The organism is Micromonospora alfalfae, from assembly GCF_022230925.1.
GTDB lineage: Bacteria > Actinomycetota > Actinomycetes > Mycobacteriales > Micromonosporaceae > Micromonospora > Micromonospora alfalfae.
In genome coordinates this window covers 1-12,483 of the sequence record NZ_JAKKFH010000006.1, presented here as the reverse complement: position 1 = coordinate 12,483, position 12,483 = coordinate 1, and the positions used below count along the sequence as shown (strand labels likewise).

The following is a 12,483-nucleotide window of genomic DNA, read 5'->3' as shown; positions in this document are numbered from 1 at the left end:
GCCTCCGTCGGAACAACGGGTTACCGACGCGTAACAAGTCATTGACGTTTCTGAATTGTTGCGGGGATGATCGTCGCACGGTCGACCGGACACCCCCACCCACCTGCCCGGTTCGCCGGGCGCCTCCCCCCGGAGGTGCAGCGATGCTGCTCCGAAAGACCGCCCTCGTCCTGGCCCTCGCCACCGCCGCGCTGCTCACGTCGACCGCCACGGCGAACGCCGCCCCCGCCCCGGCCACCGCCGCCCCCACGACACCCTTCGCCGCCGCCGCGGCGGCCAACCCCGTCATCGTGGTCGGCGGGCTCAGCGGCGTCGCCGTCGCGTACGAGCCGATCGCCGCCCGCCTGCGCGCCGACGGCTACCGCGCCTTCATCTACCAACTGCCCGGGCTGGGCCTCGGCGACATCCCCACCTCGGCCCGCGCGTTCGCCAGCTACGTCAACCAGGTCCGCGCCAACACCGGCGCGGCGACGGTGGACGTCGTCGCCCACTCCGAAGGGGGTCTGGTGAGCCGGTACTACCTCAAGCGGCTCGGCGGCACCGCCACCGTCGGCCGCTACGTCAGCCTGGGCACACCGCAGTACGGCACGTACGTCGCCAATATCGTGGCGTTCCTGGGCCTGGGCAGCTGCGCCGGCGTGGTGGCCTGCCAACAGATGAGCATCGGCTCGGCGTTCCTCGCCGACCTCAACGACGGCGACGACACCCCGGGCGCGGTGCGCTACACCACCATCCGCACAGTGCAGGACGAGTTGGTCCGGCCGACCGGGAACGCCGCCGTCAACGACGGTGCGACGAACGTGCTGATCCAGGCGTACTGCCCGCTGCGGGTGGTGGGGCACCTCGGCCTGGTGCTCGACGGCACGGCGTACACCATCGTGCGTGGTGCCCTGGTCGACGGCCCGGTGCGACCCCACTGCCTCGCGCTCTGACCCGCTGCGCTGCGGCGGTCCCGGAGGGGACCGCCGCACCGGGCCCGCGACGGTGAGTGTCGGGTGCGCGACGATTCCCCCAAACGGTGTGGCAGACATCAGATGCCCTCGATAGCCTGCTCCGGCTGTCCATTCCCGACAGTGGACGCCATCCTCCGAGAGGGAGCAGCGCTCATGACCGAGCCGCCCACAGTGCCGCCGGAGAACACCCCGCCGACAGTGCCGCAGCTCGACGTCCGGGCCGCCCAACCGCCGTCGGCCGACACCCCGCCACCCACCGGCGGGTTCGCCGACCGCCCACCGGGCTATCCCAGCGCGCTGGTCTGGCTGCGCGCCGGGATCCTGCGGGACTGGCGCGGCGTGCTCGGCGCGTTCCTCGCGACCTGGTTCTACCTGCCAGTGGCGCTGCTCCTGGCGTTCTGGGGCGGCCTCACGTTCGGCATCGTCGGGCTCTTCGCCGTCGGGACCGGCGCCGACGACCAGCTGCCCCAGGTGCTGCGCGACGCCCCGCTCATCGGCTCGCTGACCGAGGCGTTCCTGACCCGCTCCGGCGGGTTGCTCGGCGGCATCGCCGGTTTCGCCATCGGCTTTTTGGTCGGCTTCCTCGCCGTGCTGGCCCTGCCCTGGATGGGCGTAGCCGACGAGCCCTTCGCGCTGCTCACCGGCCTGATTGGCACTGTCGTCGCGGCGGCGCTGATCGGGGTCCTCTACACGCTGTACCGGGTGCTGCTCGAACCCCGTCTGCTTGTCGTCTCGGGTGCGCGCCAGCCCAGCCGCCGCGAGTACGCGCGGCTGCGCCCCGTGCTCGACGACTGCGCCCGACGGCTCGGCCTGCCCAGCGTGCCCAGGCTGCTCATGGAGGACGACCCGGTCCTGAGCAACGCGCGCACGTACGCCCGGCACGTGGTGGTCACCACCGCCGTGCTGGGCGAACCGGACGACGAGGTGGCCGCGCTGCTCAGCCACGAGCTGGTGCACTGGCGCACCGGGGACGAGATCACCAGCGCCTTCGTCCGCGGTGTCGGCCTGCCACTGACCCTCGCGCACGCCCTGCCGACCTGGCTGATGCGGACGTTCCCACACCCGGGCACCAACTTCGTGGTCTTCGTGTTCTTCTGGCCGGTGCTGCTCACCATGCGGTACGTGGTGCTGCCACTGCACGCCCGTGACGTGCGGGCGGCCGAGTACCGGGCCGACCTCGGCGCGGTGCTCACCGGGCACGTCGACGGCCTGCGGCGCATCCTGGAACGACGGCTGTCCTTCGAGACCGGCCGCAGCGGCTGGGACGAGGCGGTCTGCGCCACCCACCCGCCGCACGAGCTGCGGCTCGACGCGTTGGAGCGGGCGCCGCTGGCGGGTTCGCCCGCCGGGGCGGGTCAGCCCGTCACCGTCGACGGGCTGTTCAACAGCTCCGGTCCGGTCGGCACCCGCCGCACCTGGCTGCTGGTCGGCGCCCTCACACTGGCCGCCTGCCTCGGCACCAGCGGACTCGGCGTGGTGCAGTGGGCGTTCTTCCGGCCCCAGGCGGCGATCGACGGCTACTTCTCCGCGCTCGCCGATCGGGACAGCGAGGCCGCGCTCGGCTACCTGACCGACCAGGGCAGCGACACCAAGCTGCTCGCTCAACTGCTGCGGGGCAAGGGCTACCAACCACCGACCGACGTCGAGATCAGCTCGTTGGAGCGCGACGGCGACAGCGCCAGAGCCACAGTGGCGTACCGGCTGGGTGACGCGCGGGAGACCGCCGCCCTCACCCTGCGCCGCGAGGACGAGACCACCGCCGGGCTGTTCCACGGCTGGCGGTTGAGCGGCGGGCCGACCCCGCTCAACGCCGCGATCGCCGACCCCGGGGTACGGCTCAACGGGGTGGAGTTGCCTGTCGCCACCGAGGGTGCCCCGCTGGTGCTGTTGCCCGGCGGCTACACAGCGACCGGCCCGTCCAGTGCGCTCAGCGAGACGCCGAGCACGACGATGCTGGTCGGCCCGGGGGAGACCGCCGCCGTCCTGCAACTGGCGCCGGTGCTCAAGCCGGCGGCGACCGAGGCCGTCGAGGCGCAGGTACGCGCCTGGTTGGACGAGTGCGCCAAGCAGAAGGTCGCCGCCCCGCCGGGCTGCCCGTTCCGTTACTACGGCGGCTCCACCCAGAAGATCACCTGGAAGATCCTGGAGTATCCGAAGCTCGCCGTGGAACTCACCGGCCCAGCCAGCGCCCAGGTCTCCACCCCGACCGAGACCCAGGGCAGGGTGGAGGCCAGTGGCACCACCACCTACTTCGGCGGCAGCTCACCGTTCACTGACGACACCGCGTTCACGGTCACGGGCGTCGCCACCGCCGACGGGGACAACGTGACCTTCCGACCCGCCGCCGACTGACCGGGAGACAGACCGTGACCGACAGCGACACCGCAGCCCGGCTACCCGTCCGGCTGACCATCAGCCCCCGGCAGCGCCAGCCTCCGTCGGTCGACCTGCTGACCTGGATCCACCGCCGCCCCGAGTACCGGCCGGGAGTCCGCCCGGCCGGCGGCGGCGGGGGCCGGCCGGGATTCAGCGACGCGGTGATCATCGCGGTGCTCGCCCAGGGGCTGCTTCCCGGGCTGTTCAACCTGCTCCAGTCCTGGGTGGACCAGCAGCGCACCGAGGCCAGCATCCGGATCCAGGCGGGAGACACCGAAGTGGAGTTGCAGGTGAGCGGGCGGACCGACTCCGCTCGCCTGCTGGCCCAGGCGACCGAGGCGCTGCGCGCCGCCCGCGAGCCAGGCCCGGACGCCGCCGGGTGACCCGACGGCGTCCGGAACGGTGGGTCAGCTCGCCTTGGCGAGCGCCTCGAACTCGTCGTCGGTGAGTCGCACGTCGGCAGCGCCCACGTTCTCCTCCAGGTGCGCCACCGAGGACGTGCCGGGGATCGGCAGCATCACCGGCGAGCGGCGCAGCAGCCAGGCCAACGCGAGCTGCGCGGGCGACGCGCCGTGCGCAGTGGAGATGGCGTCCAGCGGGCCGCCCGGTCGGGCCAGCTCACCGGTCGCGATCGGGAACCACGGGATGAACGCGAGGTCGTTGCGCTCGCAGAACTCCAGCACGTCCTCGGCGCTGCGGTTGGCCAGGTTGTACAGGTTCTGCACGGACGCGATGGTGGTGATCGCCCGGGACTCCTCGATCTGCGCGACGCTCACCTCGGACAGCCCGATGTGCTGGATCTTGCCTTCCTCCCGCAGCAGGGCCAGCTCACCGAGCTGATCGGCGAGCGGCACCTTCGGGTCGATCCGGTGCAGCTGGTACAGCGGGATGCTGTCCAGACGGAGGTGGCGCAGGCTCAGCTCGCACTGCTGACGCAGGTACTCCGGGCGGCCCACCACCCGCCAGTCGCCCGGCCCGGATCGGGTGAACCCGCCCTTCGTCGCGATGACCAGGTCATCGGCGTACGGGTGCAGCGCCTCCCGGATCAGCAACTCCGACACGAACGGCCCGTACGAGTCTGCGGTGTCGATGAACGTCACGCCCAGCTCGACCGCACGGCGCAGCACGCGAACCGCCTCGGCCGGGTCCTTCGGGTCACCCCAGACACCCGGGCCGGTGATCTGCATGGCCCCGTAGCCGAGCCGGTTGACTGTGACATCGCCACCGATCCGGTACGTGCCGGACGCCTTCGCGGGCTGCTCACTGATATTTGTCGCCATTGCCCGATCCCCAATCGTCTCGTCGTGGCGGGCGTGGACAGCGCGGGCGTGAAGTGCCCACCCGCCACCGATGGATCATCCCCCGGAACCCCGCAGCCATGCCGCCGGTCGGCCGACTGTGGGCGCGGACACGCCGTCAGCGCGCCGACCCGAGTTGGCGGGAGCGCCCGGTACGACCGGGGTGGCCGTGCGACGCTGGCCGGAGCCGGTGCGTTCCGGCGCGACGGCGAGGGGAGCACCCATGGGAGTGCCGCAGGTCAACTTCGCGCTCGACACGTACGAGTGCATCGTGATCTATCCCGGCGCGGCCGGGCGGGCCCTGCCCGCGGAGACCGTGCAGCGGTTGCAGGCCGAGCACGCCGAACACATGCAGGCGTTGCAGCGCCGCGGCATCGTCCTGGTCGCCGGCTCGGTGGACGGGCCGGCGCGCGAGCCGGACCCGCCGATCGGTTTCGGGCTGGCCCGCACCGGCAGCGTCGACGATGTCCGCAGCGTGCTGGAGGCCGACCCGGCGGTGCAGGCCGGGCTCTACCGGGTGGAGGTGCTGACCTTCCTCTGCCCGGCCGGTTCCCTGGAGTTTCCGCTGGTCAAGGCGGGTAGCTGAGTCACCGGTCCATCGGTGGCTGTCGTGATGGCGACGGCGCTCACCCGCCCGCCGGTGCTACGGTCGCGCCCAGCGCGGGCCGCCGCCGGGGCGTACCCGGTGTCGTGGGTCGGCCCCGGTCGAGGAGTCGCCATGATCTCCGCCGCCACCGGTGATGTCGCGTCAGCCGCCGCCCGACTGCGGGCCCTGCTCGGCGACCGGCTGCACGAGCCGGGCGATCCCGGTTACGCCGCCACCACCCAGCTCTGGAACGGCGCGGTGGCGCGCACGCCCGCGCTGGTCGCCCAGTGCCGGGACTCCGACGAGGTGGCCGAGGCAGTCCGCGTCGCCACCCGGTGCCACCTGCCCCTCTCGGTCCGCTCCGGCGGGCACGACTGGGCCGGCCGGGCGCTGCGCGACGGCGCTCTGGCGCTCGACCTGACCGGGCTGCGCGCCGTCGAGGTCGACCCCGACGCGGCCACCGTGACCATCGGCGGCGGCGTCACGGCGGCCGAGCTGCTCGCCGCGGCCCGCCCCTACGAGCTGGTGGTGCCCACCGGCACGGTTGGCGGCGTGGGAATGGCCGGGCTCACCCTCGCCTGCGGGTACGGCCCGCTGTGCGGCCGGTTCGGCCTGGCGGTGGACAGCCTGCTCGGCGCGGAGGTGGTTCTCGCCGACGGCCGCCGGGTCACCGCCGACCCCCGCCACGACGCCGAGCTGTACTGGGCGCTGCGCGGCGGCGGTGGCAACCTCGGCATCGTCACCGAGCTGCGCTTCCGCGCGCACCGGCTGCCCGGCGTGCTGGCCGGCATGATCATGTTCGCGCTCTCCGAGGCACCGGCCGTGCTGCGCGGCTACGGCGCGCTGGTCGCCGAGGCCCCGGACGAGCTGACAGTGATGACCGGCTTCCTGCCCGGCCCGGCCGGCGAGCCGGTGATCTTCGTCTGCCCGTTCTACAGCGGCCCCGACCTGGACGCCGGGGGGCAGTGGATGGACCGGCTGCGCGCGCTGGGCACCCCGCTGGTCGACCAGATCGGCCCGATGCCGTACGCGGACGCGCTGCGGATGTTCGACGACGGGATGGTCGACGGCAACCACTACCTGCTGCGGACCCGGTGGTTGCCAGCGCTCACCGACGGCACGGTGGACACGCTCGTCGACGCGGCCCGGCAGGTCACCTCGCCGTTCTCCGCGCTGGCAGTGCACCACTTCCACGGCGCGGCCAGCCGGGTCCGACAGGCCGACACGGCGTTCGGGCTGCGCACCGATCACCTGATGGCCGAGATCATCGCGGTGTGGGCGCCCGGCGACCAGGCCGGTCCGCACCGCGAGTGGGCCGAGCGGACCTCGGCGGCGCTCGCCCCGCGTGCCCTGTCCGGTGGTTACCCCAACCTGCTCGCCCCCGAGGAGACCGACCGGGTCCGGCTCGCCTACGGCGCGAACTGGGAGCGGCTACGCCGGGCCAAGCGCCGCTACGACCCCCGCGACCTGCTGCACGCGGTGCCCACCCTGCCACCCTCTGGGCATCCGGAATGAGGCGTCGCCCGCGGCCCCCGGAGCACCCGGAATGAGCCGTCACCTGCCGTGCTCGGGGCACCCGGAGTGAGCCGCCGCCGGGAGCACCCCGACAGCGCACGCCGACGGAGGCGTACGATTCCCGGCGCGCGGTCGCTGATGCCCGTCGCCACAACGTTCCCGGTGCGGTTCCGCCCGCCGGCCCGACGCGCACCGCGCGTCGTTGGACACCTGTTCCACTGCCTGCAAGGGGTCGGCCCCGAGTCCGACCTGAAGGAGAGACTAGCCTGATGGGCGTGACACGCCGCGCGAAGATCGTCTGCACTCTTGGTCCCGCCACCTCGTCCCCGGAGCGCATCCGGGGTCTCGTCGAGGCCGGCATGAACGTGGCGAGGCTCAACTTCAGCCACGGCAGCCACGCCGACCACGAGGCGGTCTACCGACTGGTCCGGGAGGCGTCGGAGGCAACAGGTAAGCCGGTCGCCGTCCTCGCCGACCTGCAAGGCCCCAAGATCCGGCTCGGTCGGTTCGCCGACGGCCCGCACGAGTGGCGCACCGGTGACTCCGTCGTCATCACCGGCGACGACGTCATCGGCACCAAGGAGCGGGTCTCCTGCACCTACCGCAAGCTGCCGCAGGAGGTGAAGCCCGGTGACCGGCTGCTGATCGACGACGGTCGGGTCGCCGTCGAGGTCACCGACGTCACCGGCAACGACATCCGCTGCCTCGTCACCGAGGGCGGCCCGGTCTCCAACAACAAGGGCGTGTCGCTGCCCAACGTGGCGGTCAGTGTGCCCGCCATGTCGGACAAGGACGCCGAGGACCTGCGCTTCTCCCTGGGTCTCGGTGTCGACCTGGTGGCGCTCTCCTTCGTCCGCTCGGCCGAGGACATCAAGCTCGTGCACGGGATCATGGCCGAGGAGGGCGTGTTCCGGCCGGTGCTCGCCAAGGTCGAGAAGCCGGAGGCGGTGGAGCACCTGGAGGCCATCGTGCTGGCCTTCGACGGCGTCATGGTCGCCCGCGGTGACCTCGGTGTCGAGATGCCGCTGGACGAGGTCCCGCTGGTGCAGAAGCGCGCCGTGCAGCTGTGCCGGGAGAACGCCAAGCCCGTCATCGTGGCCACCCAGATGCTCGACTCCATGATCGAGAACTCCCGCCCGACCCGGGCGGAGGCCTCCGACGTCGCCAACGCGGTGCTCGACGGCGCGGACGCGGTGATGCTCTCCGGCGAAACCAGCGTCGGCAAGTATCCGGTGCTCACTGTCAGCACCATGGCCAAGATCGTGACGACCACCGAGGCCGGTTCCATCGGGGTGCCGCGCCTGCAGCACGACCCGCGTACCCACGGTGGCGCCCTCACCGTGGCCGCCTCGTCGATCGCCCGGGCCATCAACGCCAAGGCGCTCGTCGCGTTCTCGCAGACCGGCGACACCGTGCGACGGCTGTCCCGCCTGCACTGCGACCTGCCGCTGCTGGCCTTCACGCCGGTCCCCGAGGTGCGCGACCAGCTCGCCCTCACCTGGGGCGTGGAGACCTTCCTGATGCCGTTCGTGCAGCACACCGACGACATGTTCCGCCAGGTCGACCAGGCGCTGCTCGGCCTCGACCGGGCCAACCCCGGTGACTACGTGGTGATCGTGGCGGGCAGCCCGCCCGGCACCCCCGGCTCGACCAACACGCTGCGCGTACACCAGCTCGGCTCGCTTGTCGACGCCGCGTCGGCGCGGGCCCTGCAGTGAGCGACGGTCGGGTCGCGGTCGGCCAGGCGGCGGTGGACCAGCTGCTGGAAGTGCTGGACCTCGACCCGACCGGCGAAATGACCTTCCGGGGGATGAGCCCCCCGGTCGGCCCACAACGGGTGTACGGCGGTCAGGTCGCCGGTCAGGCCCTGGTCGCCGCCGGCCGTACCGTCGACCCGGAGCGGTTCGTGCACTCGCTGCACGGCTACTTCGTCCGCCCCGGCGACCCTGTCGAACCGATCGCGTACGAGGTGGAGAACATCCGCGACGGCCGGTCCTTCTCGGTCCGCCGCGCGGTGGCCCTCCAACACGGCAAGCCGATCTTCTTCATGTCGGCGTCGTTCCAGCGGGCCGAGGAGGGCCTGGACCACCAGGCCCCGGCCCCGCTGGACGTACCCCCGCCGCAGGACGTGCCGACGATGACCGACCGGCTCTCCCGTTACCCGGAGCGGCTGGGCATCTGGGGTCAGATCCCACGACCGATCGACGTGCGCTACGTGGGCGAGCCCGGCTGGGTCCGCCCCGGCGACCGGCCCGCCGACCCGCACCAGCGCGTCTGGATGCGCATCGACGGCAAACTGCCCGACGACCCCCTGCTGCACGCCTGCGCGCTCACCTACGCCTCGGACCTCACCCTGCTGGATTCGGTGCTCTCCGCGCACGGCGAGGTGTGGGGGCCGGGCGGGTTGGTCGGCGCGAGCCTGGACCACGCGCTGTGGTTCCACCGGCCGTTCCGGGCCGACGAGTGGTTCCTCTACGACTGCCTGAGCCCATCGGCGTCCGGCGCGCGCGGGCTGGCCACCGGCCGGATGTTCACCACCGACGGCCAGCAGATCGCCAGCGCCGTCCAGGAGGGTCTGCTGCGCCGCGTCGGAGCCTGACGCTCTGGCTCATCTCCGCCGCTTGATCGTCACTCGTCCCCGCCAGGCAACTGGCGGGGATGACGTGGTTCAGGCCTGGTAGATGGCTTCGCCGGCGATCTCGATCTGCACGGTCTTGCCGACCAGCACCCCGCCGCTCTCCAGGACGACATTCCAGAGCAGGCCGTAGTCCTCACGGTTCATCTCTGCCGTCGCGCTGAACCCGAAGATGTTCTGCCCGTACGGATCCTGACGAGCACCACCAAAATTCACCTCCAGGTCGACGGCCCGGGTGATCCCCTTCACCGTCAACTCACCGGTGAGGACGAATCGTCCGGGAATACCGTCGGACTGCGGCGGAACAATGTGACTTCTGCCTCGTCCGCCCAACCGGTGGTTGCGCAGACGCGCCCACTGGAATATGGGGTCCTCGTTGCCCTGCCACTTAATGCCGGTGCTTCGATATTCGAGGGTGGGAAAACGCTCCACGTCGAGGAAGTCGGCACTCTTCAGATGCGTGTCCCGGTCGACGCTTCCGGTGGTGATGCTGGCCGACATGATGGTGGCCGTCACCGAGGAGAGCAGCGGGTCCTCCGCCACGAAGATCTCCGCCGTGGCCTCGGCGAACTCGCCGCGCACCGGGCTCACCATCATGTGCCGGGACAGGAAACCGATCCGCTTGTGCGCCTGATCGAGAAGATAGGAGCCGGCCACCGGGATGGTCATGCCGTCCCAGGTGCGTGTGGCGATATCGGTCATCGTGTTGCCTTCCCCCCGAGCACACCCGGGTGTTTATCAATATGGTGCTGGCGGCCGGGTAAACGGCCAGACATTCGTACTCACGCCCAGCATAGGGACGCTCCGGACCGGCATTTCGGCCGCCACCGTTCGGTGGATCATGACGTACTTCACCGGTCCCTACCGGCGGCCGTTCATCGGTCCCGATCGGGTGCCGGCGGCGCTACTTTCCATCGATGCGTGGCCGATCGGCCGAGGGTCGCCCGCCCGCCCGGTTGACCAGCGACTAACCTTGCCGACATGCGCCTCTCCGCTCGGGTCGACTACGCCCTCCGTGCGGCCGCCGAGCTTGCCGCGACGGCCAGCGGCCCCGGGCGCGGTCGGCCGGTGACGGCCGACCAGATCGCCCGCGCCCAGGAGATCCCGCCGAAGTTCCTGGAGAGCATCCTTCTCCAACTGCGCCGAGGCGGCATCGTGCACGCCCAGCGCGGCCCGGAGGGCGGCTACTGGCTGGCCCGCCCCGCCGAGGAGATCTCCCTCGCCGAGGTCATCCGGGTGATCGACGGGCCCCTCGCCCACGTACGCGGGCAACGCCCCGAGCAGCTCGGCTACCACGGTCCGGCACATGCCCTCCAGGAAGTCTGGATCGCGCTACGGGCAAGCGAGCGGGAGATCCTGGAACTGGTCAGCGTCGCCGACGTCGCCGCCGGCACCCTGCCCGCGCGGGTCACCGAGCTGGCCGCCGACCCGCGCGCCTGGATCTGAGCGCCGGTTCCGCTCCCGGCTTCACGCCACCTGGTCGCTGCCTTCTTCGCCTGGGTCCGCACGCCGACCAGGTTTCCGGCCTGGCGTCGCCTGGCCCCTGGCCCTGCGTGCCTGGATTGCCGCCGCTCGTTTGCCGGCCCGCGCCACCTGGCCGCTGACCCGGCGCACCGCCCGTTCGCGTCCCATCCACCGATCGGGGGCTTGACCCCGGCTGGCCCATCCCGCATTGTCGACCAAGTCGATAGGAGATGCCGAAAAGTCTGGGGGCGCTCGTGCGCAAGCTGTTGGTCCTCGCTCTGGTCGGGCTCGTCGCGCAACTGATCGATGGTTCGCTCGGCATGGCATACGGCTTGACCTCGTCCACTCTGCTGCTGGTCGCCGGGGTCGCCCCGGCCGCAGCCTCGGCCTCGGTGCACCTGGCCGAGATCGGCACCACGCTCGCCGCCGGGGTCGCGCACTGGCGGTTCGGCAACGTCGACTGGCGGGTGGTGTCCCGCATCGCCCTACCCGGCGCTGTCGGCGCCTTCGCCGGCGCCACTCTGCTCAGCTCGATCTCCACCGAGGCCGCCGCACCGTGGATGGCCGGCATCCTCTTCACGCTCGGCGCGTACCTCCTGATCCGCTTCGCCCGCCCACTGCGCACCGACCGGGTCGGCGGACGGCTCCGCGGTCGTTTCCTCGGCCCCCTGGGCCTGGTCGCCGGCTTCGTCGACGCGACCGGCGGCGGCGGATGGGGTCCGGTGGCCACCCCCGCGCTGCTGGTCTCCGGCCGCATGGAACCCCGCAAGGTGATCGGCTCCGTCGACACCGCCGAGTTCGTCGTGGCCGGCGCGGCCAGCATCGGCTTCCTGATCGGGTTGGGCTCGGAGGGATTCCTGCTCCCCACCGTCGCCGCGCTGCTCATCGGCGGCCTCATCGCCGCCCCACTGGCCGCCTGGCTGGTGCGAATCGTGCCCGCCCAACTGCTCGGCGCGGCAGTCGGCGGCGTGATCGTGCTGACCAACGCCCGCACCCTGATCCGCTCCGCCGAACTGGACGGTCCGGCCCGCCCCGCCCTGTACGCTCTACTCGCCGCCGGCTGGCTGGCCGCCCTGGTGTTGGCCGTCCGTGCCCTACGCCGTACCCGCCGCGCCCGCGCCGAGGCCGCCGCCGCTCCCGCCGCCGCTGCCGGTGTGCCCGCCGAGGCATCCGACGCGGCGTCCGTCAGCGAGGCCCCGGCCGATCTGGCCGCAACGGGTACGCCCACCCCCCGCTGACCCCCCCGGGTTACGCCCACCCCCCCGCTGGCCCTCGTTGCGCCCACCCCACGCCGCCCCCCGGGTTGGGCTCACCCACCCACGCGCCCGCCGCGCCTCGGTCAAACGTCGCCATCGCCCAGGTTGAGTCACCAAGATCGCGCTACATCCTGGATGTAGTGGTATCCCGGCTCGTCGAAGCCACTACATCCAGGATCGAGCGTGACCTTGGCGGCGGTGGGCGCCCTGAACCCTGCCCCCGGTCGGTTGGACACGGTGTTCGTCGTCAGGATTCGCGCAACATCGGGGATGTTGCTGTCTCCCGCGCGTCGGAGGTGGCAACGTCCGGAAGGTTGCGCAGATCCGGGCGCGAGGGCGCGAGGGCGCGAGGGACCCGGGGGCGCGAGGGACCCGGGGGCGCGAGGGACCCGGGGGCGCG

Annotated in this window: 11 protein-coding genes; 9 read left to right on the top strand and 2 right to left on the bottom strand. The window is 72.1% G+C overall.

The features are described 5' to 3' along the window. Window positions 1–143 precede the first annotated feature (143 nt). The 3 genes from MED01_RS04780 (at window position 144) to MED01_RS04770 (ending at window position 3,712) form a co-directional block, all read left to right on the top strand. The gene (locus tag MED01_RS04780) at window positions 144–932 is read left to right on the top strand and encodes an esterase/lipase family protein (protein ID WP_238667328.1); all 789 of its coding nucleotides are present in this window, start codon (window positions 144–146) and stop codon (window positions 930–932) included. A gap of 174 nt (window positions 933–1,106) precedes the next feature. Further along, a complete protein-coding gene (locus tag MED01_RS04775) occupies window positions 1,107–3,305 on the top strand; it encodes a M48 family metalloprotease (RefSeq protein ID WP_238667327.1) in 2,199 nt (732 codons plus the stop codon). Window positions 3,306–3,319: 14 nt separating this feature from the next. Then, entirely contained in the window at window positions 3,320–3,712 is a 393-nt protein-coding gene (locus MED01_RS04770) for an effector-associated constant component EACC1 (RefSeq protein ID WP_238667326.1), read from the top strand. Window positions 3,713–3,736: 24 nt separating this feature from the next. Here MED01_RS04770 and MED01_RS04765 read toward each other — a convergent pair whose 3' ends face one another. Continuing rightward, the gene (locus MED01_RS04765) at window positions 3,737–4,609 is read right to left on the bottom strand and encodes an aldo/keto reductase (protein WP_238667325.1); all 873 of its coding nucleotides are present in this window, start codon (window positions 4,607–4,609) and stop codon (window positions 3,737–3,739) included. 241 nt (window positions 4,610–4,850) lie between these two features. On the opposite strand from MED01_RS04765, the gene MED01_RS04760 reads away from it, so the two are divergent. From MED01_RS04760 to MED01_RS04745, 4 genes are all read left to right on the top strand, one after another. Further along, window positions 4,851–5,213: a YciI family protein gene (locus MED01_RS04760; protein ID WP_091407872.1), complete on the top strand. Its 363-nt coding sequence runs from the start codon at window positions 4,851–4,853 to the stop codon at window positions 5,211–5,213. A gap of 132 nt (window positions 5,214–5,345) precedes the next feature. Continuing rightward, window positions 5,346–6,728: an FAD-binding oxidoreductase gene (locus tag MED01_RS04755; protein WP_238667324.1), complete on the top strand. Its 1,383-nt coding sequence runs from the start codon at window positions 5,346–5,348 to the stop codon at window positions 6,726–6,728. 269 nt (window positions 6,729–6,997) lie between these two features. Continuing rightward, a complete protein-coding gene (pyk, locus tag MED01_RS04750; protein ID WP_112582693.1) occupies window positions 6,998–8,446 on the top strand; it encodes a pyruvate kinase in 1,449 nt (482 codons plus the stop codon). Further along, window positions 8,443–9,327, top strand: coding sequence for an acyl-CoA thioesterase (locus MED01_RS04745; RefSeq protein WP_112582692.1), 885 nt, complete (start codon window positions 8,443–8,445; stop codon window positions 9,325–9,327). The genes pyk and MED01_RS04745 overlap by 4 nt, the downstream gene beginning before the upstream one ends. Window positions 9,328–9,396: 69 nt before the next feature. Here MED01_RS04745 and MED01_RS04740 read toward each other — a convergent pair whose 3' ends face one another. Further along, a complete protein-coding gene (locus tag MED01_RS04740; RefSeq protein WP_238667323.1) occupies window positions 9,397–10,065 on the bottom strand; it encodes a YceI family protein in 669 nt (222 codons plus the stop codon). Between the two features lie 279 nt (window positions 10,066–10,344). On the opposite strand from MED01_RS04740, the gene MED01_RS04735 reads away from it, so the two are divergent. Then, on the top strand, window positions 10,345–10,809 hold the full coding sequence (locus MED01_RS04735; RefSeq protein WP_091407884.1) for an RrF2 family transcriptional regulator: 465 nt from the start codon (window positions 10,345–10,347) through the stop codon (window positions 10,807–10,809). Window positions 10,810–11,081: 272 nt separating this feature from the next. Continuing rightward, entirely contained in the window at window positions 11,082–12,065 is a 984-nt protein-coding gene (locus MED01_RS04730) for a sulfite exporter TauE/SafE family protein (protein ID WP_238667482.1), read from the top strand. Window positions 12,066–12,483: the final 418 nt, after the last annotated feature.

Excerpts from the sequence above, each read along its gene's own strand:
- MED01_RS04740 (WP_238667323.1), bottom strand. The coding sequence starts at position 10,065 with ATGACCGATATCGCCACACGCACCTGGGACGGCATGACCATCCCGGTG.
- MED01_RS04775 (WP_238667327.1), top strand. The coding sequence starts at position 1,107 with ATGACCGAGCCGCCCACAGTGCCGCCGGAGAACACCCCGCCGACAGTG.
- MED01_RS04765 (WP_238667325.1), bottom strand. The coding sequence starts at position 4,609 with ATGGCGACAAATATCAGTGAGCAGCCCGCGAAGGCGTCCGGCACGTAC.
- MED01_RS04735 (WP_091407884.1), top strand. The coding sequence starts at position 10,345 with ATGCGCCTCTCCGCTCGGGTCGACTACGCCCTCCGTGCGGCCGCCGAG.
- MED01_RS04755 (WP_238667324.1), top strand. The coding sequence starts at position 5,346 with ATGATCTCCGCCGCCACCGGTGATGTCGCGTCAGCCGCCGCCCGACTG.
- pyk (WP_112582693.1), top strand. The coding sequence starts at position 6,998 with ATGGGCGTGACACGCCGCGCGAAGATCGTCTGCACTCTTGGTCCCGCC.
- MED01_RS04780 (WP_238667328.1), top strand. The coding sequence starts at position 144 with ATGCTGCTCCGAAAGACCGCCCTCGTCCTGGCCCTCGCCACCGCCGCG.
- MED01_RS04760 (WP_091407872.1), top strand. The coding sequence starts at position 4,851 with ATGGGAGTGCCGCAGGTCAACTTCGCGCTCGACACGTACGAGTGCATC.